The sequence below is a fragment of the Kribbella sp. NBC_00889 genome (assembly GCF_045207705.1).
Lineage (GTDB): Bacteria > Actinomycetota > Actinomycetes > Propionibacteriales > Kribbellaceae > Kribbella.
In genome coordinates this window covers 6,486,423-6,513,101 of the sequence record NZ_CP108783.1, presented here as the reverse complement: position 1 = coordinate 6,513,101, position 26,679 = coordinate 6,486,423, and the positions used below count along the sequence as shown (strand labels likewise).

Genomic DNA, 26,679 nt, shown 5'->3' with positions numbered 1-26,679 from the left:
GTCGGTCCTGTGCACTGGCCCGCGGAAAAGTCGCCGTGGAAGACGTCGCAGTACACACCGGCCGGCAGAAGGCTGAGGCCCATCGAACCATCCCCTTCCGGCAAAGTCCGGACGGGCAGCGTGTCGGACCGATCCGCGACGCGGTTCACCCCGAACGCCTCGGGAGGCCTGGGGGACTGGACTGCGACGGCGGAGGGATCGGGATCATGCGAGTGCCCAAGCTCATCAAGGCACGCCAACGACGACGCCACGGACGGCATCGCCGCGGTCGGCCGGCGGCTCAGGGCCGCTGGCAGTTGGCGGGTGCGGGCGCTGCGGTGATCACTCTCGCTGCATTGGCGGCGGCGTCGCTGCCGAACAGTCCAATGACCGGTTCGTACGACGACACCGCCGCCGGGCTTGTGGACTCACCAGCGGCCGATCCGTTCATCGAGGACGAGACGCTGGCCGAGTTCGTCGCTCCGGAGCAGTTGGCCGCGGTACCCGTAGGGCCCGGTCGGGTGGCGAAACCTGTGCAGATGGTGCTCTCGGGTGCACCGGTGATCAAGACGCTCGGCGAGAGCGGGATCCCCGAGGTCGCCGTACGGGCCTACAAGCAGGCGGAAGCGCGGTTGGCAGCCAGTGATCCGGGCTGCGGAGTGCCGTGGACACTGCTCGCCGCGATCGGTCGGGTGGAGTCCAACCACGGTCGGTTCGGCGGCGCCCAACTGCGCGACGACGGCTCGGCGACGCGGCGGATCCGTGGGATCCCGCTGGACGGCCGGCCCAACGTCGCGGTGATCCGCGACAGCGACAACGGCGCGCTCGACGGCGACACCGTGTACGACCGCGCGGTCGGGCCGATGCAGTTCATCCCGTCGACGTGGCGTTCCGTGAACGCGGACGGCAACGGCGACGGTGTCGGCGACCCGAACAACATGTTCGACGCCGCGCTGGGCGCTGCGCAGTACCTCTGTACAGGTACGTCGAACCTCCGCAACCCAGCCGGGGCGGCGCAGGCCGTACGCCGCTACAACAACGCCGACTCGTATGTCCGCGTCGTACTCGAGCTTGCCCGGATGTACCAGTCCGGCCGCGTGGTCGGGCTGCCCTCGACCGGCGAGCTGCTCCCGAACGAGCCCGTCGACCCGCCGGCTCTGCGACCTTGGCCGGCGGATCCGTCGCCAGTGCTCCGACCTTGGCCGGCGGGTCCGTCGCCAGTGCTCCGACCTTGGCCCGCTGGCCCGTCGCCGGACGTCACGGCGCCCGCTGAGCCGGCTCCACCACGGACAACGGCTCCACTGGCGAAGCCGGCCGCGCCGGTGAAACCCGTCGTACCCGAACCGCCCACCACCTCGGAGCCTCCCGTCGCGCAACCACCGCGACCGACAACCCGCCCGACCCCGGCCGCCCCTCAGCCGACGCAGACTCGCCCCTCCGAACCCAAGCCGTCAACCAGACCGTCCGCGCCGGACACGACGCGACCGTCCGCACCGAAGCCGACCGACCCCGAACCCTCCGAGCCCAAGCCGACGCAGCCATCCGAGCCCGGTCCCTCGGAGCCGAAGCCGTCCGAGCCGACGCCGTCGGAGCCGAAGCCGTCCGAGCCGAAGCCGTCGGGGTCCGACTCGCCAACACCATCCGCCGAACCCACGCCGGCGCGTCAGCCGACCACGGCCGCAGTCGGCTGGGCCCCAGCAATGCGCCAGGTAGTCGGCCGAACCCTGACCCGACTCACCTGCGCCCAACCCGCTACACCCCGAACCACCACGCCCCCACCGGCTCAGCCCTCGAAGACCTGCCCCGACGCCTCCGCGGCTCCTGACGAGAAGAACCGTGGCGACAACAACCGGAGCGACAAGGCCCGGGGCGACAACGACCGGGACGACAGGAAACGGGACCGTTGCACATCGCAGAACGTGTGCAAGGCCCCGGGATCCCCACGCACGCCGGCCAGATCCGCACGCTGACCGACCACGCTCCGGAGTGCACCGTCGTACAAGAGCTGGGCACGCAACGCCAAGACTCGACCGGGCCGGTTGACGAGACTGCTGACATCAGTTCCGACAACCGTCTCGGGAGAGTCATGAACACGGGAAACCTCCGCCGGCCGACCATCGGTGCCGCCGCGCTGCTCGCCGTGCCGGCGTTGCTCACGGCAACGGCTCCGGAGAGGTCGACGGCAACGCTGTGTACGCGCTGTGGACGCAGGGTCCCAACCGCAAGCCCGTAGTCGAGTGGGACGGCGGCGACCGTGGGTGCGACTCAGCGCAGTTCCCAGTCGGCGCCATCTACATGAAGCTCTGCGGGAACACGAACCACGGCACCGGCGCAGACACCTGCACCGACTGGATCCGCGTCTGACACGTCGGGAGCCGCGGCTGGTGCCGAGCCGGGGGAGGGGCCGTCGGATGGTCAGTGGCGCTTCCGGCGGTCCGCCTTCGACTGCGCACGACGACGCTTACGCTCGTTGCGAGCGCGGTCTTCCTCAGCGTGACTGGGAGCGCTGCTCTTCGTAGCCGCGCTACTCCCGCGAGCCTTGACCTGCGCATTCCGGATCAGAACCACGACCACGCAGAGGATCGCCAGCCCGGCGAACATGAATACGTACCACATGCTGATCCCTCCCGCTTCCAGCCGATTCTCGGCGGCCTGACCGGTCCGCGCCTCATCCCTCACGGGTGACAGCCGGACCGGCATAGGGTCAGCTCGACGCGGCATTCACGACGGAGGATCGGCGGCAGAACGTGGACAACGGCACCCGAAGTGAGCTCCTCAGCCAGCTGGCCGAGGCGGTCGGATCCGTCGCGAACGCGCACCCGACGCGCGTCGCCGTCGATGGACCGCCGGCCGCCGGCAAGACCACGCTGGCCGACGAGCTGGCCGTCGTACTGCGCGCGCAGGGCCGCGAGGTCATCCGCGCGACGATCGAAGACTTCCTGACCCCGCGATCACAACGCTATCGGCGCGGCGAGGACTCCGCCGAAGGCTGCTATCACGACAGCTTCAACTTCGACGCGCTGCACGGCGTACTGCTCGATCCGCTGGGCCCAGGCGGAGACCGACGGTTCCAGCAAGCGGTCTACAACAGGGTCACCGATACCCCAGTGTCCGAGCCGATCATGACAGCACCCGCCGACGCCGTACTGCTCTTCGACGGCGTCTTCCTCATGCGCCCGGAACTGATCGACCGGTGGGACCTGCGCATCTTCGTGTCCGCCCCGTTCGAGAACACGATGGATCGCGCCCGGACCCGAGACCAGACCTCGTCCAGATCCGCCGCCGAGGTCGAGCGCCGCTATCGCAGCCGCTATATGCCGTCCCAGCAGTTCTACTTCGACACGGTCCGCCCGACCGATCACGCCGACATCGTCGTCCACAACGACGACCCCCACCACCCAGCTTGGGAAGCGGGACGATGAAGGGTGCCTTCAGCAAAGGTGTGGCCAGGCTCCGGTAGAGCACCGGAGCCTGGCCGCGGGGGAACTATCGACCGAGCGGAGTGGCGAGGTCGACAACCTGGAAGTCACGCGGGAACGACCCGAGCCGGGTCGCCTTACCGGTGGTCAGCTCGACGTCGTATAGCCGCATGCGGTCGCCGGTGCTCAGTACTGCGAGCCCGCGGTTGCCGCCTTTCTGCGTGGAGATGTCGAACCCGGCCCACGGGCCGGCATCGACCGTGAGCTTGCCGGTCGGCGCGAGCAGTCCGGCGTTCGCGGGCGACTGGATCACGACCTGGTCCAGCATGGTGTCGATGTCGAGCAGCGTCGTCGCGGTGTTCGGATCGAGGTCGTTGTTCGTGTACGCCGCGGCCGTCACCCCGGTCGCGGTGGTCGCCGGAGCAGGCGGCACACCCGGGTACGCCAGCGTGCCGTCGGTGGCCGTCATGCCAGCCGCGGGCGCACCAGCGGGGTCGTCGATGTTGTGACGCAGATTCTGGCCGGTATCACTGATCACCCGCAGCCGGTTCGCCGCCGGGTTGAAGTCGACCCCGAAGTTCTGCCCGTCCAGCGCCACGCTGAGCTGCGACACCTTCGTCGTCCGGCCGAAGGACGCCCCGGTGTTGATCGTGTAGATCCCACCGCGGTCCCCGACGCCGTACAACTTCCCGTCCTGAACCCGGAAGTCGATCCCCACCAGCCGCCGATCGTCCTTCAACCCCAGCACCCGCGCCGCATCGCGAATCCTGTCGGCCGAAGTACTACGGAACTTCACCAGCCGCCCCTTGTCCGTCAGCCCGACCACATCAGGAGGACCCTTCGCTGCCGGACCCGCCACGGTCGTGGCCACGCTGTCGCCGGCCGTCGCCTGCGTCGCACCGCTGAGCACCAGGGCGGTAGCAGGCAACGCGATCGCAGCCAGCGTCGCGGCGACGATACGAGCACGTCGTCGTGGTTGATACATGCCGATTCACCTCTCGGTAGCGGCGCCGTCCACCTCTCGCGTCCGGTCGCCAGCAACACCACCGGTCGGGCCCAACTCCCGCGGCATCGCACCACCACTTCGGCGCCAACAGCTAACCGGATGTGCCCAACCACCCCGCCATCCGACAACCGCCGCCGCCGTGGTTGGCGTGACGCAAGGGCCTTCGAGGTGTGCCGAACCGGGCTGGTTGGGGGTCAGCGGTCCGGGAGGTTGAGGCGCTTCAGGCGTTCGTAGGCGCCGAGGATGTGTTTGTCGATTCCGTCCTGGGCGGCTTGCGGATCGCCCAGGGCCAAGGCGTCTCGTAGTTCCTTGTGCTCGCTGTAGCCGACGTCGAGGAAGTCCGGGAAGCTCGCGTTGCGGGCGCGGAGGAAGACCGTCACCTGACCGCGGATGGACTCCCAGACGCGCAGCACCCGGGTGTGGTCGCAGTAGGCGTAGATGATGTCGTGGAACTGGAGGTCCAGCCGTACGGCGTCCTCCGGGTCGATCTTGGTGTCGACGCTCTTCATCTGCTCCAGGACCGCATCCATCTCGGCGAATCCCTGACCCTGCATCCGCGTACACGCCCGGCTGACGGCCAGTCGCTCGATGGCGCCGCGGAGGGTGTGCACTTCCTCGACATCGGTCCTCGTCAAGGTGCTGACGAACGCGCCGCGGTGCCGCCGGAGCTCGACGTGGCCCTCTTCCTCGAGTCGGGCCAGGGCCTGCCGGATCGGCCCGCGGCTGACCTTGAGCGCCTCGGCCAGCTCGGTCTCCTTGAGGTGCTGTCCCGGCTGGAACCTGGCGCCGGTGATCATCTCCCGGAGTACGTCGGTCACCAGATCACCAAGAGCGCGCTGCGAAGGCAGCGAGGGCACGACGTCGTCGGACATCATGCCGACCACCTCCTCGAAGCAGTTACCGCCAGTATCCGAAGTAGGACGACTCTAACCCCTGTCAGGGCTCTCTGTAGATTGTAAACAGTAAGTCATTGACAGTAAATCAATCGCAAGAGCAGACTCGGAACCTCCACTCAGGCAGAGGGCCGGCGCCGCAGCCGGCCGACCGTGAGGCAGCCCGATCCCCCAGGGCAGAGAGGTCACGACGATGACCACCGACACAGCGGTTCACACCGGACGCAAGTCACTCGGCCCGTTTCCGCCGGCCGCTCCCCGGAATCCCGATGCGCCGCACGTCACCACGGCGACGATCGACGTCGACGCCGCGCAGATCGAGGGTCCGCTGACGCGCATCTGGGAGAGCTTCGGGTACGACGAGTTCAACTGGACGTACACGCCGACCGGCAAGCGGCTGCTGCAGACCTTCGCCGACTTCTCCGGCGGCGGCTACTTCGTCCGGCCGCACTACATGTACTGCTCCGGCAGCGGCTTCGGGATCCCGCACTGGAGCAACGGCAACGTCTACCACGAAGACGCCGACGGCAATCCGTACTACGACTTCACGCTGCTGGACCAGGCGTACGACGCGATCGTCGGCGCCGGACATCACCTGCTGGTGGAACTCGGCTTCACCCCGCGCGATCTGCTGCCACCCGAGGCCGCTGAGCTGACCGTCGTACCCAGCCCCACGGCGTACACCAACTACGAGGCAGGCGCCTGGGGATATCCGCCCAAGGACTACGCCAAGTGGGCGGGCCTGATCAGCGCCACGGTTCGGCACTGCATCGATCGGTACGGCGAGGCGGAGGTGAAGACCTGGCTCTGGGAGCTGTGGAACGAGCCGGACATCAGCTACTGGCGCGGCACTCTCGATCAGTACAACGAGCTGTACACCGCGACCGTCCAAGCGATCCGGGCCGTCCTGCCCGAGGCCAAGGTCGGCGGACCGGCTGTCACCAGCGGCGGACTCGAGTTTCTGCGGGGCTTCCTGGACTACACCTCGCGCCGTGCCGAGCCGCTGGACTTCATCGCCTATCACACCAAGGGCTGCCGCTTCCCGACCCGCGACTACCGGCCGTTCGCCGAACCGGCGGCCGAGCTGCTCAGCCCGTCCTCGACGAAGATGTTGTACGACCTGCGCGAGTTCAACCGGCTGATCGGTTCGTACGACGCGTACGCCGACCTGCCGGTGATCGTCGACGAGTGCGACGCAGCGGTGCCGGCGCATTTCGGACGCTACGACAACCGCAACTACAGCTTCCAGAACACCGAGTACTACCCGGTCTTCCAGGCGAAGCTGATGAAGAAGATCCTGGACCTGAACGCCACCGAGCCGGCCCAGGTCGCCTACGCGACCTCCTGGAGCTTCTACTTCGAGGCCGAACGCTACTTCGAAGGCACCCGGTCCTTCCTCACCGCGGGTGGCGTCGAGAAGCCGTTCCTCAACGCCTATCGGATGCTGTCATTGCTCGGTCCGGATCGGCTCCGAGCGACCTCGGACGCCGCCTGGCAGGTCGGCGAACTCGAGCACACCGACGGCAGCAGCATGCCCGAGGAAGTCGACGCCCTCGCCTCGCGTGCGGAGGACGGGAGCGTCGCCGTGCTGGTCTGGCGGCACATCGATGACCAGTACCAGACCAGCGAGGACCTGACGCCGGTGAGCGTGACGGTACGCAACCTGCCGGCCGGGTCGTACAGGTTGCGGCATCTGCGCATCGACGCCGACCACAGCAATTCCTTCACCGTCTGGCAGCAGCTCGGCTCACCTCAGGACCCGACCGCCGAACAGTTGGCCACGATCACCGGCCGCCAGGGTCTCGAGGAGTTCGACGCCGAACGCCGCCTCATGGTGGACGGCGACGTGTCCCTGGAGGTCACACTTCCGTTGCCCTCGGCATCGTTGCTGATCCTCGAACCGAGCAGCTGACGGACGAGAGGGCAGACGATGGACCAGAACGTGATCACGCTGAACAACGGCGTACGGATCCCTCAGCGCGGCTTCGGCGTCTTCCAGGTCCCGCCGAACGAGACCCAACGCGCGGTCGAGCAGGCGATCGAGACCGGATACCGGCACATCGACACGGCGGCGGCGTACAACAACGAGGCCGGCGTGGGAGCGGCCGTGCGGGCGAGCGGGCTTCCCCGCGAGGAGCTGTTCGTCACCACCAAGCTCCGCAACGGCGAGCACGGCTACGAGTCGGCACTGACGGCGTACGACGAAACTCTGCAGCGCCTCGGACTGGACTACGCCGACCTGTATCTCCTGCACTGGCCCAATCCGGCTGCCGATCTCTATGTCGACAGTTGGCGTGCTCTGGAGCGGATCCACACCGAGGGGCGGGTGCGGGCCATTGGTACGTCCAACTTCCTTGTCGAGCACCTGGACCGGTTGGCCAAGGAAGGCGAGATCGTTCCGGCGGTCAATCAGATCGAGCTGCATCCCACGTATCAGCAGCGCGAACTGACCGAGCTGTGCCGCGAGCGGTCGATCGCGGTCGAGGCGTACTCTCCGCTCGGCCAGGGCGGCGACCTCGATCATCCTGTACTGGCGTCGATCGCGAGCGATCACGAGGTGACTCCGGCCCACGTCGTACTGCGTTGGCATCTGCACCTCGGGCACATCGTCATCCCGAAGTCCGTCAATCCCGAGCGGATCCGCGCCAACTTCGAACTCGGCGGCTTCGAGCTGACCGACGCCGAGGTCGCGTCCGTCACCGCGCTGGAGAACGGCAACCGGCTCGGCAACGATCCGCGCACGTTCGCGATCAGCCAGATCAGGTAGCCGGACGATGACGAGCAGATCTATGCAACTCAGCAGGCGGCAGGACCGCCGATCGAGGTCCGGCACGGCAGCCGTCGACCGACCGCGTCACGGCTGGCAGAAGACCACCTGGATCTGGATCTTCCTGCTGCCGACCGTGGTCTTGTACGGCATCTACACGATCTACCCGATCATCGCGAGCTACTGGTACTCGCTGGTCGAGTGGAACGGGTTCGACTCCGGCCAGAAGTTCGTCGGACTGAGCAACTACCGCGAGGTCTTCGCCGATCCGCTGTTCTGGAACTCGTTCAAGGTCACGCTGCTCTTCATGCTGCTGGTGGTGCCGGCGCGGGTCCTGCTCACGTTGCTGATGGCAATGATCCTCAACTCTCCGAAGCTGCCACTGATCGGCGTACTGCGATCGGCGTTCTTCATCCCGGTCGTGACCACGACGGCGATCATCGGCGTGGTGATGCGCTTCGTCCTGGACCCGGCCAGTGGTCCGGTCAGTTCCGTGCTGGCCAAGCTCGGCTTCGGTGGCGTCGACTTCCTGGGCGACCAGCACCTGGCGCTGCCGGCCGCGGCCGTGTTGTACATCTGGAAGTTCTTCGGCGTGACGATGATCTACTGGCTCGCCGCGCTGCAGACCATCCCGTACGAGTTGTACGAGGCGGCCCGGATCGACGGCGCCGGCACCTGGCAGCTCTTCCGGCACATCACGCTGCCGATGCTCAAGCCGTTCCTGATCATCATCACCGTGCTGACGATCGAGGAGACCTTCCACAACTTCGACCTGATGTACACGCTGACCTCGGGTGGGCCGTACTTCCACACCGAGATCATCGAGATCTACATCTACCGGTGGGCGTTCGCCGCCCCGATCCCGCAACTGGGGCACGCGTCCGCGGCCGCCGTGGTCTTCGGGCTGCTGGTCGCGATCGTCGGCGGCCTCCAGCTGTGGGCCCTCTACACCGGCCGTCGGCTGAGAGGTGACCAGCGATGACCGCTGAACTGACTGTCCAACGCTCGGACCGGCAACGACGCATTCTGTATCGACTGCCATGGTGGATCGCCGCGATCGTCCTGGTCGGCATCGCCCTGGTCTGGATCTTCCCGTTCCTGTGGATGCTGTCGGCATCGCTGAAGGACAGCATGGAGATGTTCTCCGGCGGCCTGAAGCTGTGGCCGGACAAGTTCGTCTGGGACAACTACGCGCGAGCCTGGAACGACGCGCACTTCGGCCGGTACCTGATCAACACCGTCCTGGTGACGGTGATTACGGTCGTGATCGTCACTGTCCGGTGCGCCCTGGCCGGCTACGTCCTGGCCCGCTACCGGTTCCGTGGATCCAAGCTCTTCCTGGGGATCCTGGTCGCGACGCTCTTCGTACCCACCGGCTACACGATCATCCCGGTGGTCAAGATCTCGATGCAGCTGCACCTGATCGACTCACTGAGCGGAATGATCCTGGCGCTCAGCGGTGGGGCGTACGTGTCCGCGATCTTGCTGTACTACGGCTATTTCCGGCAGATCCCCCGGGAGCTGGAGGAGGCCGCGCTCGTCGACGGCGCCGGCTTCGTCCGGACGTTCTTCTCGGTGATGCTGCCGCTGGCGATGCCGGTCACGGCGACTGTCGCAGTACTCACCTTCATCGCCACCTGGAACGCCTTCTTCCTGCCCTTGGTGTTCACCTTCAGCCGGCCCGATCTCCGGACGGTGAGCGTCGGCATGCAGGCATTCGTCGGGGAGACCGCGACCGACTGGTCCGGAATGGCGGCGGCCGGCGTGATCTCGATCGTCCCGGTCGTGGTGCTCTTCATTTTCCTGCAGCGCTACTTCGTCGAGGGAATCTCCGGCGCAGTCAAGTCTTAGCTCTTAGCAACGCCCGAAGGAGTGGAACGATCATGACCGGAATGACACGTCGCAGTCTGCTCGGCGCATCGGTACTTGCCGTCGCCGGCGCCGCGGTGGGATGCAGCAGCTCGACCGACGAGGCCGGCGGCACGAGTGGCGGCGGTGCCACCGGAACGCTGGACTGGTGGGATCACTTCAGTTCGTTCAAGAAGCTCAATGACGACTGGGCGAAGAACCAGTCGTCGGCGCTGAAGACCAACGTCGCCCACACGTATTACGACGCATCCAAAGCACCGCAGGCGTTCCAGTTGGCGCATCAGGCCAACAAGATGCCGGACATCTTCTCCAACGTGGTCGGGTTGCCGTTGTCCGCCCTGGTCAGTGGCAAGTGGGTGCACGAGGTGACGCTGCCGGCGGACGTCAAGGCGAAGCTTCCCAAGGACGCGTTCACCGAAGGCATCACCCAGTTGGACGGCAAGCTCTACGGGTTCCCGATGTTCAGCCACCGGCAGAGTTCGACGCTGGTGTGGGTGAACAAGGATCACTGGGGCAAGGCCGGGCTCGATCCGAACAACGTGCCCAAGGACTACGCGGGCTTCAAGGACGCGCTCGGCAAGCTGAAGTCGGCCGGGCTCCAGCCGCTGACGTTGGCGATCGGTGCCGACGGCGGGCGCATCCGTGACCAGATCGACGACATGGCGCAGACGGCGGGATTCCCCGGCTACCAGGGTCTGCAGTTCACCACCGGTGAGTACGCCTACCACCACGACGCCTACGTCACGGTGATCGAGTTCCTCAAGGAACTGAACGACGCCAAGCTGATCATGCCGGGCTCGAACAACTTCGGTGTCGTCGACGCCCGTACCCGCTTCGCGTCCGGTGCGGTCGGGACCTTCATCGACGGCATCTGGTGTGCCGGTGGATCGAAGGCGCTGGCGCCGCCGATCGTCGACAAACTCGCCTCCGGATGGGTGCTGGCGCCGACGGCCGACGTGAAGCCCTTCTGCTACCGCGGCCGGCCCTCTTCGGGGTACTTCGTCGCCGCGGACAGCAAGAACCCCGAGGCGGCCGGGAAGCTGCTCGCGTCCTTCATGACCGACGACTACCAGAACGGGATGATCGAGGCGATGGATCAGCCGCCGCTGGATCTTGAGCTCGTGGCGTCGTCGAAGGCGATCGACGCGTACAAGAAGGGCGTCGAGTTCTGCAAGGCCAACGTCTTCCTGATGCCGCAGGCGATCGTGAAGAACCCCGCCCAGGCCAAGGTCGACGCGCTCCGCAAGCCGGTCACCCCGCACGTCGGCAACATCGTCCAGGGCTACCTGGGCGGATCGATCAGCGACCTCAAGGCCGAGCTGAAGAAGCTGAGCGACGCCACGACCGCAGACCGGGCCCAGGCGCTCCAGAAGGCGAAGGCAGCCGGAGCCAAGGTCTCGGAAGACGACTACGCCTTCAGCGACTGGAAGCCAGGACAGGACTACGAGGGAGCCAAATGAGCCGTACTGCAGTTGTGACCGGTGCCGCCTCTCCGCGCGGCATCGGCCGTGCCACAGCGGTGTTGCTCGCCGAACAGGGCTGGAACATCGGCATCCTCGACATCGAACCCGGCCACGCCCTGGCTCAGGAGATCACCGAGAAACACGACGTCAAGGCCATCGCCGTGACCGCCGACGTCTCCGACGAAGCCCAGGTCCGTGCGGCGATCGACGAACTCGAAGCCTATTTGCCGCCGCTCGCAGCCCTGGCCAACATCGCCGGCGTCAGCTCCCCGGTCCCGTACCTCGAACTGACCTCCGACGAGTGGCACCGCGTCATCAACATCAACCTGAACGGCGTCCACTACGTCACCCGCCGGGTCGCCGAATCCATGGTCCGCCACAACTACGGCCGAATCGTCAGCGTCTCCTCGACCTCGGCTCAACTCGGCGGCGGTACCTACAGCAAAACCCCCTACTCCGTAGCCAAAGCCGGCGTAATAGGCCTAACCCGAGCCCTAGCCCGAGAACTAGGCCCCTATGGAATCACCGTCAACGCAGTAGCCCCCGGCCCCATAGACACCGACATCATGGGCGGCCCCCTAACCCCCGCCCGCCGAGCCTCCCTAATCAACGACCTCGTAGTCACCCGCCTAGGCCAACCCCAAGACGTAGCCACAGCAATAGCCTTCCTAATGTCCGAGGACTCCGCCTACATAACCGGCCACACCCTCAACACCGACGGCGGCCTCTACATGCACTGACGCGCCCCCGCAACACCAGCAGACCTGCGAGAAGGCTCGAGCCGGTATGCCCTGACGGGATTGTCAGCCTGTTGTCGTGACCAGTTCGTGAAGGGCATCCCGGGTTTCGGGGTCGGGAGAGTAGAGAACTGTGCCGACCATGCCGCGGGTCAGGAGCACCTTGTAGGTATTTCGAACGAGGCGGTCGAAGGCTGCGTTGTCTGTGGCCTTCCGATTGCTGAAGGCAGGGTCTCTATTGGCGTCGCGAACGGCTGTGAGGCGTCCGTCGCGCCAGACCAGGTCTGGGCCGAGGATGACGCCGCTCCAGTCGTATTCGAAGCCCTGTGCTGTGTAGATACAGCCGACTTGATCGAATCCGTTCGGGTCGGTGGCCCAGAGGGCAGCGGGCGGGGCCTCTCCCACCTTGCGGTCTCCCTTGACATTCCAAGGCCGCGCCCAGCTGCCGAGTTGGACATCATCAACCAGGGTCTTGTCAGGGCGCGGATCACTCCACGGCCAGCAGTAGCCTGCCGAAATTCGCGCGCCGTAGCCTGCTGAAATCTTGTCCCGGAGAAACGACTCCATGGCTTCGGGACTGTCAGCAACTCGCACGTCGAATGCCGGGTCACCCGGCCATTCGACCGGGCCGCCCTCTGAGAGGCCGAGGAGCCGCTGGACCCACTGGACGTACTCTTCGCTGCCGCCACAGCGGAACTGCGCGTCGAGTTCGACCACGTGCACGGGGAAGCCGAGATCAGCGGCGTACCGCTTGATCTCATCCACTGTTCCGAGCTCGCCGGGTTTCACAACCTGGTGCTGATCGAGCAGGAACACAGGGACGCGCGCAGCTGCGATTAGTTCGTCAACCTGGGGTCGTCCGGTTCGGAACGCAGCCTTGGTGTAGCGATCCACGGAGGTCTCTCGGATGCGGTGCGCTTCGTCCAGGATCAGAACATCCAGGTCGTTGGGCTCTGCTTCCATGAACTGGTTGAAGTACTTGAACATTCGCTGGACGCGAGGCTGCCGCTGCCCGGCGACCTTGCGGAGCGTCTGAGTGAACGAGCGTGAGCCGGTCGCGTGAAGGACGCTGCGTCCCCGCCGAGCCAGATCCCCGAGGAGGGACAGAGCGATGACGCTCTTACCGCTGCCCGGGCCGCCGGTGACGATCACGACCGACTTGCTGTCGCGGCTCCGCGCACGCTCAACCTCGTGCAACACCATCGAGTGCGCCAGCTTCTGCTCGCCGACCAGCACGAATTGCTCTCTTCGTTGGACCTCTTCTGCCGCGACCGCGAGCAACTGTCTCGACGGCGCAATCGCCGAGTTGATCAGCTGATCGGCGTACGGACTCCCTGGAACCTCGGGATCGAGCCGATCGCGAAGAAATTCGATGAACTCGCCACGGCGCGCACCGGTGAAGAGCTGACCCCGCCTGTCCTGCGGATAGTCATAGAGGTCCCGCACATCCGCCTCGGCCATGGCGTTGTGCAGGTACGCCGCACCCGCGACAGCGTCCGGTTGACCGTCCAGAAACTTGGCGAAGTCGGCCAGGTACTCGCAATACCCCCTCACTTGGGCTACCGGGTGCAGTCGAGGTGCGTTCGGGTACCCGTCGATCAGAACGAGCTCCCGATCCTCGTCCCAGGCGGCCGCACGACTCCACTGCTTGAGTTCGATGACCACGTACGACGGTTCGCCCGTCCGCGGGTGGCGACCGGCGAGCACGACATCCGCTCGCTTTGAGGTCAGCGGAAGATGGTGCTCGACGAGGACTTCGACCTTGCCGAGCCCGGCCTGCTCGAGGTCCTGAGCGAGAACCGGCAGACTGCGCTCCCACGACCTGACCTCCGCCGGCGATGCCCGGTGACCGGTGTGAAATTGCATCTGCTCGGCGATCCTCAGGGCGAACTGCTGCTCAAGTGTCAGCACGACGAAACCAGCGCCGGATTGGCGGAACAGCGTCACGAGTGGATCCCCCAGGCAGCACGAATCAAAGGTCGTGCGGGTGGGGGCATGTCCTGCGAACGCAGACGTTCGGCGGAAGCCCGTCGGGCCGCGGTCCCGACTCTACCCAGCAAGCAGGACGAGCAGGATCCGTGTCATGCTCGCGGCGTGTCTGATCTGATCGAGTTACGAGACCGCGTGCGGGTGTTCACCGAGGAACGCGACTGGAGCCAGTTCCATGATCCGAAGTCCCTGATCCTCGCCCTCGTCGGCGAGGTCGGCGAGTTGGCCGAACTGTTCCAGTGGCTCCCCGCTGATGCAGCAGTGGATCGCGCACGTGAGGAGCGTCTCCACGAGCGCACTGGCGAGGAGCTGGCCGACGTACTGATCTATCTCGTCCGCCTCGCCGACGTACTTGACATCGATCTAGCCGACGCGGCCCTTCGCAAGCTGCGTGGTTCTTCTGACCGGTTCCCGGCGGACGACTTCCACGGCCGAGCACCAGACAGGACCTGAACTGCCGGATCGCAGACTAGTGACAGGGATCGTCAAGCGGAGGAAGCAGGTTGAGGAGTCGGGCGTCAGCCATAACCCGGCTGACGCTCGGATTGGAACGGCTGGCTCCCGCAGGCCGTGTTCACAACGGGAGCCAGCCGGGTTCAGGGTGGAGTCCCTCAGTCCCGGGCTTGTGCAGAGAGGTTCCGGGCACCGCGGAGCTCCGGATAGTGGCGAGCCGAGGGCTGCCTGCGGTCGTGAGGTCGGCCGCAGGTAGGAGGTGTTGACGAGCATCGGCCTCGCCTGCTCAGGGTGAGCCGCCTGCGGTGAGGAGTCGTACGCCTGCATGCTCGAGTTCACGGCGGTACTGGCCTGCGATTGCACCGGCGGCAGTGATCACGACCGCCGAGATGCCTCCTCGACGCGCTGATTCGATCAAGGCCTCGATCGCCGCCGGCCGTGAGTCGATCGCCTCCATGTAGATCGCCGTCATCTGTGCACCCGAGCGGTCAGCGAACTCGAGTAGCAGGTTGCGAGCGCGGACCTGCTCGGCCGGTGTCATCAGGAAGGTCTCGACGAAGTAGCCCAGCATGGCCAGGCGGGCGTTGGTCATCGCAGGGCCCGTCGTCGTCGATCCGGATCGGCCGCGGGGGCTGGGTCGACTGTCACAGGTAAGCCGAACCGCCTGGACGACGCGGCGGCGTACCGCTCGGCGAGCGCAGGCTCGACCAGATAGTCAGCGATCACGTGATCGCCGAACCAAACTTGTACGCGACGGCGCGGCACGGGACCGGCGACAGGGTCGGCGACAGTCATCACCCACGGACTTCCTGCGCGATGTCACGGAGCATCACGGCGTACGCAACTGCCGCGATGCCAATCAGGCCGTACAGGACCGTCGTGTGCGCTTGTGATAGGAGCCAATAGCCGGTCATGAACCTGTCCCCGTTCTGGGTCGAATGGGTCTCGGGTCAGGCTGGAGCCCTAGCCCGAGTAGGCGATTCGTTGCCTACATCACCGAGTTTCGACCTGCCAGCGTGAGGTTGTTCAGCCCATCGTGGGGGTCCACGATGGACCCCCACGCCCTACCGGTAGCGATGCCAGGTATCGGTGTCGCCAGCGATCAAGCTGCGGAGGCGGTGAGCCAGCTCATCGGCAACGTCGGGCCGGCCGGTCAGCCCACCGATGACACTGGTGACAATCTGGAGCTCGCGGATCGACCGCAGGGTCGGCCAAGTGGGCGAGGAGAGGAGGTCGAAGCCGTACGCCGCACTGAGTTCGTCGTACTGCTCTCGTGGATCTCCGAACCGCTCCACGCCGTGCGCAGCAGGGACGAGGTCCCACTCAGGCGGGCCAGTACTCACCGAGTCCAGGTCGCAAAGCACGGACTGACCGTGCATGTCGGTGAGGAGGTTGCCGGCGTGAGCATCGCCGTGGATGACCGACGTGGGCAGTCGCCACTCAGCGGACGCCGCTGCACCTCGAACGGAGAGGGCGCGTTTTCGCAGCCAGCCGACGAGGTCGCTCAAGTCGAGCCGTACCTGGCTTGCGGCCCAGGTCTGCAAGTAGATCAGTTGATCGCCGCGAGCTGCGGCTGCGGTCTCAAGGCGGGACTGCGCGCGGCTGATGGGATCCCACTGCGGGAGCGGGAACCCTAGATCGTTGAGCGAGTGGAACGCCAGCAACGGGTGGGCGAGTTCGGCTTGGCGGTGGCGTTGTCCGGGGATCTGCGGAAGGTACGTCCAGGCGGTGGCGGTCCAGTCTGGGGTCTCGATCGGCTGTTCCAGACCGGGTGCGAGCCGGACGGTGGGCAGGCCGAGTTCAGCCAGCCGGTGGGCGATCTTGGTCACGCGGTGGACGGTGGAGCGGTTAGCTGCGGGAGCGATGCGAAGCACCAGGCTGGCGGCGGGAAGTTTGTAGACGGCGTTCATCGTGTAGCGGAGCAGTACGGCGCCCGCGGGGTCGATCCCTGCTGCGCCGGCGATGTCGCGCAACGCAGTATCGAGGCGGTCGCGTTCGCCACTGCTGAGGGTTGTCACGTCGTAGAAGTTAGCTGCTGATCAACGCACCAACACGCTCGAGGGCCCCGCTCACTCCGTCGTGGGTGGCGTACGGACGAGCCAGGGACACCATCGCCCGCAACCGATCCGCGGCCCGAGCCGAGTCAGTCGTCAAGGCCATGTCGACGGCCTGATGCCCGGCCGCCGCCGCACGGTCTGGCTGGGCATCGAGAATGTAGCCAGTGGCGATGCTGATCGCGTCGAACGTGCGGCTTCGCTCCTCACCCGCACCCCTGGTCGCGTACGAGCGTTCAGCATGCTCGATAGCCCGCGGCGCAAACCGGGCCTGATGTTCTGCGTGGGAGGCGAGGCAGCCGTAGACGACCCCCGAGATGCCGTCCAGGTCTGCGGGCGCGAGGAAGAACCGAGCCCACGACGGGACCGTACCTTGGTCGACCCGCCCGAGTTCGTCTTGAGCGCGAGCCAGCGAGTCGGACACCCGGTCCGCGGCGCCGAGCATGGCGTACGCCCAGGCCTCGTTGGCGTGCAGGACCGCGACGGCGGCGAGATTTCCGCTGTCTTGGGCAACGATCTGGCCGAGCTGCCATAGCCGCAGCGCCTCCTGTGCCCGACCCTGGTGGATCGAGACCCGCCCGAGGCGGTAGAAGCCACCGGCGATGAGCGCGAGTTCGTTGATCTCCCGGGCGAGGACGAGCCCGGCGGTCAGGTAGTGACGGGCCGCCCCGTGGTCGCCGAGGTCGTGGCTGGCCCACCCGGCGACTTGGTACATGTCGGACAGCGCGGCCTTGAAGTCCGCCTCGGTTTGCTCGGTTTCGAAACGGCTGGCCAGCATGCCACTCGCGAAGGCGAGGTAGCTGACCGCGGAGTCCCGGCAGGATCCGCCGCCATGGGTGGCATCGATTTGGCGGTGCTCGTCACGAACCGCGCGGACCAGATCGACGTGGGCCGCAGTCACCCGCGATGGAACACTGGACGCATCGCGATGCTTGGCCTCGACGTACCCGTTCAGCTCGGCCGGGACCGGGCCAACCGCCAGGGCGGCGAGAGATCCGACGAAACCCGGCACCGCACCCGGGTCACGCAATCCGCCATCGCTGGTGGTTTCGCTGCTCGGCGCATGCGATGCCACACCCAGCAGGCCGCGTTCGATGCCGAAACCGTCCGCGATTCGCACGAGTACGTCGTACGACGTCACCAACTGCTTGCCCTGGGAGATACTCCGGACCCGGGTCTCCGAGAGGCCGGACGCAGCCGCGAGCGCGCTCCTGCTGTAGCCGCGATGCCTGAGGAACAGGAACAGCGTCCGGATGTCCTGCTCAGCCAGGCAGTCACGCAGCGGCCGACCCTGATGCACGCCCGAGGTCCACCACTGTGGATCTGGCCGTAGCACCTGCCGCGCGACGGACTCTGGCTGCACTTATCGGGCCTTCCTGCTACTTCATTGTGGATACGATGAGCGAATCACTGGCTACCGTGGGTGGGACAGCGGTTGTGACGCCGAGAGTGGTGAAAGTGGTGAACGAGCGAACGGGGAAGTCAAGCGCTGGACAGCGCCGCAACGCCAAGCTCGCGGCGGTCATCGCCGAGGCGGGCTGGTCGCATGCCCAACTCGCTCAGGCGGTGGGCCGAGTGGCCGCCGAGGCCGGCAACGAGCGCTTCGTCTCGGTGGGCAGGTCCCACGTCTCGCATTGGGTCGCGGGGTCGACCCCGTCGGGTGACGCGCCGGCGATCCTGGTGGAGGCAATCTCCCGCCGCCTCGGCAGGGTCGTCACCGTCGACGAGATCGGCCTGTCCGGTCCGCAGGCACCTGCCGCGCTGGATTGGTCCGCCGATACGCTGGCGACGCTCGCCGATCTGGGAAGAGGCAACGTGGACATCGAGCGCAGGTCTGTCCTGCGGGCCGCTGGCTACTCCGTGGCCTCACTGGCGGTGCCCTCACAGGCTTGGTGGGACGCCATGGCGCGCCGTGGGGGCCAGCGCTCTGCCCGGACCGGCCGGGTGATCGGCGCCGGTGACCTGGAAGCGATCCGGGAGATGTCGCACATGTTCACCCGGATCGATCAGCGCCGCGGCGGCGGGCACGCGCGCACCGCGGTGGTGCAATACCTGACATCCGACGTCGCCAGCGCACTGAGAGCTGCCCACTCCAGCGCTGACATTCGCCGCGGCCTGTTCTCCACTGCCGGTGAGCTTGCGTACCTCAGTGGCTGGATGGCCTTCGACAATGCCGAGCACGCGACGGCGCAGAAGTACTTCACTGTCGCCGTCCAACTCGCTGCCGAGGCCGACAACCCACCGCTGGCCGGCCACGTTCTGCGTGCGATGGCGCACCAGGCCGTCGATCTCGGCCATCCACGACAAGCCGTGCAGCTCGCGGCCGCGTCGTTGTCCGGGCCACGATCGACCCTGGCCAGTCCCCGCGAGCGGGCCTTGCTCGAGGTCGTCAACGCCAGGGCACTGGCGGCCGACGGTCAAGGCCACGCAGCCGCGAAGGCTCTGCTGCGCGCCGAGGACAATCTGGCCGCCGCCGGCGCCGGTGACGACGAACCCGGCAGGGTGTTCTTCTTTGGCGAAGCCAGCCTCGCCCATGAAACCGCTTGTACTCTGCGCGATCTCGGCGATCTGGTCGCTGCGACGACCCAGTTCAGACACAGCGTCAACACCCGCAAGGCAGCTACCTTTACCCGCACGCATGCCGTGACCCTGGGATACCTCGGCGCAGTTCAGGCCCGTCAGGGTGCGATCGACCAAGCCTGCTCGACCTGGTCGACGGCTCTCGACGTCATGGACGGCGTGCACTCCGGACGTACGCGCCAGACCGTCGTCGACATGCGTGCGGCGCTGTCGCCGTTCCGAGCCCGCGGCATCCCTGCCGCTACCGAGCTCGACCATCGTGCCGCCCGCTACCTCGCCTCCGCGCCGAGATGATCAACCCGCCCGTCATCGTCACCGATAGAAGGATTCCATGACGCAGAGTGTCCTCACAGTCGAACCCGTTGCCCAGGTCATCGGTGGCCGAAGCGAACCGACCGATGACTACTGGGGTGGCACACGCTCCATCCTGCGCATCGACGGCGAGCGGTTCGACGAACGATCCACCGTCGGCTTGGATGCCTTCTCCCACCTCGAGGTGGTGTTCTTCTTTCACCTCAGCGACCAGACCGACCTGAACCTTGGTACTCGCCGCCCAAGGGACAACCCCGCCTGGCCCGAGGTCGGTGCGTTCGGCCACCGCAACATGCGCCGGATCAACTGGCTCGGCATCTCTCGCTGCCGCCTGCTGAAGGTCGATGGACTCGACCTCCACGTAGAAGATCTCGACGCCGTCGACGGCACTCCCGTCATCGACATCAAACCTTGGTTCGATGAGTTCGGCCCGCGAGGCGAGACCCATCAGCCGGCCTGGACCACCACCATGCTTGCGGACTACTTCGCGCCGGGCGAACAGAGCTGAGCCTGCCGGCGTCAGGCGAACTGCTGCAACTCGTTGAGCCTCAGCTTGATGAAGTCGGCCAACTGCTCGTCTCTGAGCGCGGTTTCCCACAGGTTTGCTCAGGCCTTCTGAAAAGCTTGACCTCGTCGGGCTTGTCCACCCAGAGGAAGCCGTCCACATAACCACCGGACAGCTCAGGCGGTCTCGCGCTGCCGAGCACCCATGCGCCTTGTCCCACTCGGCCAGAAGATCGGCTTCCCGCTCCCGGGCAAGGCCGATCTCCGTCTGGCGCGGATGCTCGATCAGGCCATCGCGCTCCAGTGCCAGCTTGAAGTCTCGCAGCGAATCGCTGAGCGGCCGGCAGGTCAGACCAGCCTTGGCAGCTCGCCGGCCGTCGACTTTCCACGCGCCTTCGGGGATGCGCCATAACGGGACCTCAGTCCACTGCCGGACGCCATGCTCGATCAACGCGGATGAGCCCAGGTCGGCTGAGCTCGGTAGGCAGTGAGCTTCAGGCACATGTCGATGAGATCGCCGTACGTCGCGTGGTCTTGTGGTGCGACCACGTTGTACGCGCCGTCGAGTCGATGCTCGATGGCGGCGAGCAAGAACGTTGAGACATCCCGAACATCGACCGGCTGGATCGGCTGCTCAGGCGGTGCGGGGAGCAGCCAGGGTCCGCCTCGGGCGGCTCGCTCCAGCAGTTTGAGCGCGCGGCCGACGTACTCGCCTGGACCCAGGATGACTCCAGGGCGAACGATAAGGCTCCGAGCCACGCCTGTTGTAGCAGCCACCTCGCAGCCGGCTTTCAACGTTCCGTACCGTCCGCCGATGGTCATGCTTGCCAGCTCGGACGAGTCCTCCGCATACGTCGGTGCCGAGGGCCACAATGGCGAGATCTCGTCGACCGCGGTTGCCGGCCAGTCATCGTAGGCGCCGACGGTTGAGACGAGTACGTACTGCTCGATGTGGCCGACGAGAGCGTTTGTCGCGTGTGCAACATCGATCGGCTCGTAGGCACTTGTGTCGACGACGGCGTCCCAGGCGCTTTCGCTGGCCAACCGACGAAGGTCAGCCTCCTTTGTCCGGTCACCAACCACGTGCCGAACGCCAGCCGGTGGCTGCCCGCTCCGGCCTCTGGTGAAGGCTGTGACATCCCATCCTTTGGCCAGCGCATCCATGGCGAGCGTCCTGCCCAGGAACCAGCCACCACCGAGGATGAGGATCCCTATATAGATGCTGTCACGCCTGTGACTCCGACCCTGTCGGAAGCGCGCCGCCCGGGACCGCCACTGTCGATCCCGAGGACCCGATTGCTGTGTCACCCCCGCAGGTCGCCGTCTTCAGCGTCGGATAGCGATCCGACAGAGCAGGGAGACGGCTGTGCGGGGTTGGGGTATGACCGGCTGGTCCACAGCTCACCCGGACGCAAGGGACCACAGTCAGCGTGACCAACGGTCGTCTTCGGCCGGACGCCGACCCGGGGTGGTTGATGGCGCGCGGCAGCGCGCAGGTGGCGGGCGGTAGCCGGCAAGGAAGGTCGGGTGGGTGGGAGCGCGCGTAGCGGCCGCGACGAAGGAGCGGGTGCGTAGCACGCGTGGGTGAACCACGTTTGCCCGATAGTGCAATTGTGAGAGCCGGTGAGGGGACTCGAACCCCTAACCACCGCTTTACAAGTCCGACGCTCCAGGCCATAGGGGAAGTCTGCCGCTTGATCGGCCGACCTGTTGGCTGTCAGCACTGCCATTCTCGTCATCTTTCGCCTGGTCTTCATTGACAGAGCCATTGACAGGCTCAAGGGCCTGTCGCGCACCGGGCCTCGCTGTGAACCACAGTGGACCACGCCGAACTGCAACCACGCCGCCTCAGTGCGAACTCGGGCCGTGACTGCGACCTTCCAGCCTCCAACACCCTCGTCGGAGACAGGAAACTATGTGCGTCGACGAGCACGCTGAGGCTGGATCGACGCCGCGAGATGATCTGCTAGCTCACCTCCAGAACTAACCCGGAGCTTTCATGCCGGTCGGCTGTGAGGATGTGTCGTTGAACTGAAAGGTGCTCCTGACCAGCGACGATGTGGTTTGTCTAGGACCATGTCGTGCGGATCGAGGAGCACCTTCGAGGTGAAGAGTACCGGGTTGTATCCCTGTGTTCGGGTTGATGCGGCGGGATCGGGGGTGGTGTCGCGGGCCGGTGGTCTGCTGCTCGCCGACGCGGTCCGGACCAGCGGGCTGGGCGCTGAGTTGTCGCGGGCGTTGGCGCCGTGGCGCAAACCGTTGGTCCGGCACGACCCGGCCAAGATCGTCTGCGATCTGGCGGTCGCTCTCGCGTTGGGCGGGGACTGCCTGGCCGACATCGCGGTGCTGCGTGGCGAACCGGCGGTGTTCGGCCTGGTGGCCTCCGATCCGACGGTGTCGCGCACGATCGACGCGTTGGCCGGAGATGCTGAGCGGGTGTTGAAGGCGATCGGCACCGCTCGCGCCGCGGCGCGAGCGAGGGTGTGGGCGCTGGCCGGCCAGCATGCCCCGGACGCCGGGATCGACGCAGACAGCCCGATCGTGATCGACACCGACGCGACGTTGCTGACTGCCCACTCCGACAAGCAAGGTGCTGCGCCAACATTCAAGCGGGGCTACGGTTTCCACCCGTTGTGGGCGTTCGTCGACCACGGCGCCGACGGGACCGGTGAGCCGCTCGCGGTGATGCTGCGGCCTGGAAACGCGGGCTCGAATACTGCCGCCGACCACATCGCCGTGGTCCGTGACGCACTCAAACAGTTGCCGTCGTGGCGGCCAGGGACACGGCCCGGGCGCAAGGTGCTGATCCGCGCGGACTCGGCCGGTTGCACCCACGACTTCCTCGACTGGGTGGTGTCGCAGCGCATGTCGTACTCGGTCGGGTTCACCCTGCCCGACGACTTCGACCAGGTGCTGCCGCGGATCCCGAAACGCGCGTGGACCCCGGCCTGCGACGCCGGCGGCAAGGTGCGTGACGGGGCTTGGGTCGCAGACGTCACCGGCTTGTTGAACCTGTCCACCTGGCCGAAGGGGATGCGGGTGATCGCGCGCAAGGAACGCCCGCACCCCGGCGCCCAGTTGCGGATCACCGACATCGACGGGCACCGCGTCACCGCGTTCGCCACCAACACCGCCCGCGGACAGCTGGCCGACCTCGAGCTACGGCACCGCCGCCGCGCCCGCGCCGAAGACCGGATCCGAGTGGCCAAGGACACCGGACTGACCAACCTGCCGCTGCACGAGTTCACCCAGAACCAGATCTGGTGCGCCATCGTCGCGCTGGCCTGCGAGCTCACCGCTTGGATGCAGATGCTCGCCTTCACCAGCGACAACCACACCGGCCACGAAGCCCGCCGCTGGGAACCCAAACGCCTACGCCTGCGGCTGTTCTCGACCGCCGCGAGGATCGCCCACACCGGCCGCCGCATCATCGTTCACCTCGCCCGCGACGGCGCCTGGACCGACCTCCTGCTGACCGCGATCACCCGCCTACGCCAACTCGCCGTCCCCGGCTGAGCACCACCACACCCTGCCCCAACGACCCCAGGACCCACCCGGCCGGAACCGGCGTCCACCGAGACGACACTCGGCAAACGGTCACACCCAACTGCAAGAATCACACCTGCTGCGCGTCACCAACGCGCACCAAGCCGACCGTGCCAGCCCGATGAAAGATCCGGGCTAAGCAGCGACACGCTACTAGGTGTCAATGCCTCATGACGCCACTAGAGTCGGTGGCTGTGCCTCAGGCAGGGAGCCGGGGGAGAAGCTGAGTCGCGCCGCCCCGCGTCTCCACACAGGCGGCTGCGCCTCTGCTCACTTGTTTCTTTCAATGTGAACTGGGGGCCGCATGAAACGACTGCGACTGAACGTCGCGGTGAGCGTAGGTGCTGCAGTAGTTGGCCTGCTGTCGAGTCTGGGTGCCGCGAGCAACCCGACACCGACACCGGCCCCGCCGGCAGCTGGATCGAAGATCGCAGCTGACGACGCGCCACGACCGTACGATGACTTCAAGTTTATCGACAAAGACGAATGCCAAAAGCAAACAGCGGGCGCTAACGTCGAGTCCGGCGAGCTCCGCGGCTATGCTGTTAACCACTTCCAGTGGTGCGCCTGGCGGTTCGTCCTCCTCCCGCTCAAAGACGACAGCGGGCGAATCATCAATATCATGAGTTACCGGCTGACCGTCATGGCGCAGGGGCGAGAAGACGACCGGTACGTCACGACCACGCATTATGTGGACAAGATCCACTACCGGTACTTCACCGGGTTCGGCCCGGGGAACACGACGCTGAAGGTTACGCCGACTTGTACCCTGAACAACCTCCAGGGTGCCTGTGTGTACTCCCCTGACCCTGCAGGGCCGGCCTCGTTGAAGGACATCGAGGACAATCCGCTCGAGATCACGATGCGCTCCGATCAGGCCGTTGATCCCGCGACCAACCCGCTGGCCATCATGCAGGGCATGATGACGTTCACCCAGAGTTACGCGACGTCGGCTGGCGGCGGCACGCTCACGATGGGCGTGCTGCGGGCGGGGCAAATCGTTCGGTGCGACTCGGCTCAACTGGAGCAGACGGCCTACTTGACTCCGGCTTGTATCTTCATCAACGCGAATCCTGTCTTGAACTTCAACATCAACGACGCGAACATCAATGAGTCCGCGCTCCATATCCGGGATGCACAGAACTATCCGCAGGAAATGTTCCCCAAACCACCGGATAATGTGTCCAAGACGATGCCGTCTCCGCTGACGCGTCACTGGGACCAAGTCTTGAACGACCAGCAGCGGAATCGATCCATTGCGACCTGTCTGGCCGCCTTCGGCCCGAACCCGGGAGGCGTGGACTGCGACGAGTACCCCTTCGCCTCCACCTTGGAAGGCTCACTCGGAACGCCAGGTCCGGGGCAGGAGCAAAACTACAACTTCTCGGTGCGATACATCGATTATCGCGACAACCGCCGAGCCGGACGCTGGCTCCAATTATGGTATTATAAGGACCGTATTCTGAGCGGCGACAAATTCACGGTGAACATCTTCGACGGTCCGGTTGTCACGGCAGAAGATCCGGTGCCGCCATCCGGCAGCGCGGGAGACAAATAATGACCGACGCACTCACAGCCGAACTCTCGCGTCTGGATGAACTGCTGACGCAGTATCCGTTCGCGCAGAGCCGTCTTCGGCCTCCCGCACCGGAAGGTGCAGTCGATGAGGTCGCCGGCCGGATCGGGATCGCTGCACCCAACACCGTCAGGAAGCTGTACGCCTGGCGGGACGGTGCGTCACAGGCAGGCGGCTGGCCGCTGTTCCTGTTCCCGACCTTTTACCAGTTCTTGACGCTCAAGGAGGTCGAGGAGCAGGCGGCCTGGCCGATCTCGTGGAGCGCCGACGTCGGCGTCGCGGGTTTCCCGTTCGCGATGGACATGAGCGGTAGGTTCCTCGTCGCACAGTCCGGCGAGGACGATGTTGTGCTGCGGGTCTCGTCAGACCACGTCGGGCCTGCCGAACCCGAATCATCCCTGCTGGGACTGATCCTGCTTTCGTGCCAGGCACTCACCGGGGAGCACGAGGAGTTCGTTCTGAGTTTCGCTGACGACCGCATGTCCTGGACCACACCTGACGAGAAGGGTCTGCTGTGAAGAAGTTGACTATCGCACTTGCGGTTGCCGCATGTGCCTTCGGAGGTGTCTCCGGCGTCCAGGTCCTCGCTGGCCAGCAGGCGCCCGCAGCCACCAGCGGCCAAGCGGCGGCGATTCACTGCGACATGGCTTTCGACTTCCCAGACCCGGCAAAGAGTGGCAGCCGAGTCACACGTGACTCTGGGCGCCTGATCGTCAAGGCGACTGGATCCGGAGGGCTGGTCGGCAACACGGTGTCCCGGGCCACGGCAGACGCGCCGCTTGAGCTGGCGCTGGCTACCGACGCCGTTGCGTTACCCTTCAAGAAGACCTGCAGCGGTGGAGATCCGCTCGACGTGGAGTGGCAGCAATGGTTCGGTGACAAGCACCTCGATGATGCGTGGTTCCTGAACAGCCCGACCTCGCAGACCGCGATGTTCAGTGGCGAGGACCCTATGGGACTGCGGACCTTCAACGGAGTTGTTGGATCGTCAAGCGCTGGACAAGACATCACGTTCAACCAGCTTGCGATCGACCTCCGCTGGGCGTCCTCACTAACACACAGCGGAGCCATCAAGCAGCCCGATAATTCCTACCAGTACTGGCTTTCGACAGGTAAGTACGACTATCCGAACTCGCGCGACGGCTACGAAGACTGGCCCAACGTTCCGATCTTCCTCGAGACCCGATGCGGGACGGGCCAGTGGACGGCAGGCCCTCAGGGAGTGACGGACGCGGAGGGCATGTGGAAGCCGATCGTCAAACCCGCTACGTGTGGCACGGCCGCGATGGGCGTGCGGGTCAGATGGTCGGACTCCCCTGACGTCTGGGGGTCGCGCGTCACCTTTGCCTACGAGGGTGGTTACGCCGATCTGGGAACAGTCGAACTCTACTGACACGTTGAGCGGTTGAGGGTGTGGTGTGAGGAAGCTGCGACGCTTCATCGCACCACACCACCGATCGCGGCTGTCGGCGGCACCTGAATACTGACCAGTGCCCGCCTTGCCGACAGTTGGTCGGTATTCGGCTGCCGTT

Annotated in this window: 22 protein-coding genes; 15 read left to right on the top strand and 7 right to left on the bottom strand. The window is 66.0% G+C overall.

The window, feature by feature from the left end; genetic code table 11:
* Window positions 1-206 precede the first annotated feature (206 nt).
* Together OG817_RS31820 and OG817_RS31815 are read left to right on the top strand one after the other, a co-directional pair.
* Window positions 207-1,949, top strand: a complete 1,743-nt coding sequence (locus OG817_RS31820; protein ID WP_406048345.1) for a hypothetical protein — start codon at window positions 207-209, stop codon at window positions 1,947-1,949.
* Between the two features lie 777 nt (window positions 1,950-2,726).
* On the top strand, window positions 2,727-3,401 hold the full coding sequence (locus OG817_RS31815; RefSeq protein ID WP_406048344.1) for a cytidylate kinase family protein: 675 nt from the start codon (window positions 2,727-2,729) through the stop codon (window positions 3,399-3,401).
* A 64-nt stretch (window positions 3,402-3,465) separates the two neighbouring features.
* On the opposite strand, the gene OG817_RS31810 is transcribed toward OG817_RS31815, so the two are convergent.
* Window positions 3,466-4,383 (bottom strand): DUF4394 domain-containing protein, encoded by a 918-nt coding sequence (locus tag OG817_RS31810; protein ID WP_406048343.1) that lies wholly within the window; start codon window positions 4,381-4,383, stop codon window positions 3,466-3,468.
* A gap of 215 nt (window positions 4,384-4,598) precedes the next feature.
* On the bottom strand, window positions 4,599-5,279 hold the full coding sequence (locus OG817_RS31805) for a GntR family transcriptional regulator (protein ID WP_396391613.1): 681 nt from the start codon (window positions 5,277-5,279) through the stop codon (window positions 4,599-4,601).
* A 211-nt stretch (window positions 5,280-5,490) separates the two neighbouring features.
* Here OG817_RS31805 and OG817_RS31800 point away from each other — a divergent pair, with 211 nt between their 5' ends.
* From OG817_RS31800 to OG817_RS31775, 6 genes are read left to right on the top strand one after another with little or no spacing between them, the layout of a single operon-like run.
* The gene (locus OG817_RS31800) at window positions 5,491-7,209 is read left to right on the top strand and encodes a GH39 family glycosyl hydrolase (RefSeq protein WP_406048341.1); all 1,719 of its coding nucleotides are present in this window, start codon (window positions 5,491-5,493) and stop codon (window positions 7,207-7,209) included.
* A gap of 18 nt (window positions 7,210-7,227) precedes the next feature.
* Window positions 7,228-8,064: an aldo/keto reductase gene (locus OG817_RS31795; protein ID WP_406048340.1), complete on the top strand. Its 837-nt coding sequence runs from the start codon at window positions 7,228-7,230 to the stop codon at window positions 8,062-8,064.
* A gap of 22 nt (window positions 8,065-8,086) precedes the next feature.
* The gene (locus OG817_RS31790; RefSeq protein ID WP_396391616.1) at window positions 8,087-9,046 is read left to right on the top strand and encodes a carbohydrate ABC transporter permease; all 960 of its coding nucleotides are present in this window, start codon (window positions 8,087-8,089) and stop codon (window positions 9,044-9,046) included.
* Complete coding sequence (locus OG817_RS31785) at window positions 9,043-9,915, top strand: carbohydrate ABC transporter permease (RefSeq protein ID WP_360454890.1); 873 nt, start codon at window positions 9,043-9,045, stop codon at window positions 9,913-9,915. Before OG817_RS31790 ends, OG817_RS31785 begins: the two co-directional genes overlap by 4 nt.
* 32 nt (window positions 9,916-9,947) lie before the next feature.
* Window positions 9,948-11,393, top strand: a complete 1,446-nt coding sequence (locus OG817_RS31780; RefSeq protein WP_406048338.1) for an ABC transporter substrate-binding protein — start codon at window positions 9,948-9,950, stop codon at window positions 11,391-11,393.
* Window positions 11,390-12,136: an SDR family NAD(P)-dependent oxidoreductase gene (locus tag OG817_RS31775; protein WP_406048336.1), complete on the top strand. Its 747-nt coding sequence runs from the start codon at window positions 11,390-11,392 to the stop codon at window positions 12,134-12,136. The genes OG817_RS31780 and OG817_RS31775 overlap by 4 nt, the downstream gene beginning before the upstream one ends.
* A 63-nt stretch (window positions 12,137-12,199) precedes the next feature.
* Here the strand turns inward: OG817_RS31775 and OG817_RS31770 are convergent, their stop codons facing one another.
* Window positions 12,200-14,080: a DNA/RNA helicase domain-containing protein gene (locus tag OG817_RS31770; RefSeq protein ID WP_406048334.1), complete on the bottom strand. Its 1,881-nt coding sequence runs from the start codon at window positions 14,078-14,080 to the stop codon at window positions 12,200-12,202.
* 147 nt (window positions 14,081-14,227) lie between these two features.
* Here OG817_RS31770 and OG817_RS31765 point away from each other — a divergent pair, with 147 nt between their 5' ends.
* Entirely contained in the window at window positions 14,228-14,575 is a 348-nt protein-coding gene (locus tag OG817_RS31765; RefSeq protein ID WP_406048332.1) for a nucleotide pyrophosphohydrolase, read from the top strand.
* 286 nt (window positions 14,576-14,861) lie between these two features.
* On the opposite strand, the gene OG817_RS31760 is transcribed toward OG817_RS31765, so the two are convergent.
* The 3 genes from OG817_RS31760 to OG817_RS31750 all read right to left on the bottom strand — a co-directional run bounded on the left by OG817_RS31760 (window position 14,862) and on the right by OG817_RS31750 (window position 17,929).
* Window positions 14,862-15,167 carry a hypothetical protein gene (locus tag OG817_RS31760; RefSeq protein ID WP_406048331.1) on the bottom strand — a complete coding sequence of 102 codons (306 nt, stop codon included), beginning with the start codon at window positions 15,165-15,167 and terminating at the stop codon, window positions 14,862-14,864.
* Between the two features lie 472 nt (window positions 15,168-15,639).
* Window positions 15,640-16,593, bottom strand: a complete 954-nt coding sequence (locus OG817_RS31755) for an aminoglycoside phosphotransferase family protein (RefSeq protein WP_406048329.1) — start codon at window positions 16,591-16,593, stop codon at window positions 15,640-15,642.
* Between the two features lie 10 nt (window positions 16,594-16,603).
* Window positions 16,604-17,929 carry a hypothetical protein gene (locus OG817_RS31750; protein ID WP_406048327.1) on the bottom strand — a complete coding sequence of 442 codons (1,326 nt, stop codon included), beginning with the start codon at window positions 17,927-17,929 and terminating at the stop codon, window positions 16,604-16,606.
* A 17-nt stretch (window positions 17,930-17,946) separates the two neighbouring features.
* Here OG817_RS31750 and OG817_RS31745 point away from each other — a divergent pair, with 17 nt between their 5' ends.
* Together OG817_RS31745 and OG817_RS31740 are read left to right on the top strand one after the other, a co-directional pair.
* Window positions 17,947-19,503, top strand: coding sequence for a hypothetical protein (locus OG817_RS31745; protein ID WP_406048325.1), 1,557 nt, complete (start codon window positions 17,947-17,949; stop codon window positions 19,501-19,503).
* Between the two features lie 37 nt (window positions 19,504-19,540).
* The gene (locus tag OG817_RS31740) at window positions 19,541-20,029 is read left to right on the top strand and encodes an SAM-dependent methyltransferase (protein WP_406048323.1); all 489 of its coding nucleotides are present in this window, start codon (window positions 19,541-19,543) and stop codon (window positions 20,027-20,029) included.
* 443 nt (window positions 20,030-20,472) lie between these two features.
* Here OG817_RS31740 and OG817_RS31735 read toward each other — a convergent pair whose 3' ends face one another.
* Window positions 20,473-21,333, bottom strand: coding sequence for an NAD-dependent epimerase/dehydratase family protein (locus OG817_RS31735; RefSeq protein ID WP_406048322.1), 861 nt, complete (start codon window positions 21,331-21,333; stop codon window positions 20,473-20,475).
* Window positions 21,334-22,131: 798 nt separating this feature from the next.
* On the opposite strand from OG817_RS31735, the gene OG817_RS31730 reads away from it, so the two are divergent.
* The 4 genes from OG817_RS31730 to OG817_RS31715 all read left to right on the top strand — a co-directional run bounded on the left by OG817_RS31730 (window position 22,132) and on the right by OG817_RS31715 (window position 26,540).
* On the top strand, window positions 22,132-23,541 hold the full coding sequence (locus tag OG817_RS31730) for an IS1380 family transposase (protein ID WP_406048320.1): 1,410 nt from the start codon (window positions 22,132-22,134) through the stop codon (window positions 23,539-23,541).
* A 334-nt stretch (window positions 23,542-23,875) separates the two neighbouring features.
* Window positions 23,876-25,129 carry a hypothetical protein gene (locus OG817_RS31725; protein WP_406048318.1) on the top strand — a complete coding sequence of 418 codons (1,254 nt, stop codon included), beginning with the start codon at window positions 23,876-23,878 and terminating at the stop codon, window positions 25,127-25,129.
* The gene (locus tag OG817_RS31720; protein ID WP_406048316.1) at window positions 25,129-25,665 is read left to right on the top strand and encodes a hypothetical protein; all 537 of its coding nucleotides are present in this window, start codon (window positions 25,129-25,131) and stop codon (window positions 25,663-25,665) included. The genes OG817_RS31725 and OG817_RS31720 overlap by 1 nt, the downstream gene beginning before the upstream one ends.
* Window positions 25,662-26,540: a hypothetical protein gene (locus OG817_RS31715; RefSeq protein WP_406048315.1), complete on the top strand. Its 879-nt coding sequence runs from the start codon at window positions 25,662-25,664 to the stop codon at window positions 26,538-26,540. The genes OG817_RS31720 and OG817_RS31715 overlap by 4 nt, the downstream gene beginning before the upstream one ends.
* Window positions 26,541-26,679: the final 139 nt, after the last annotated feature.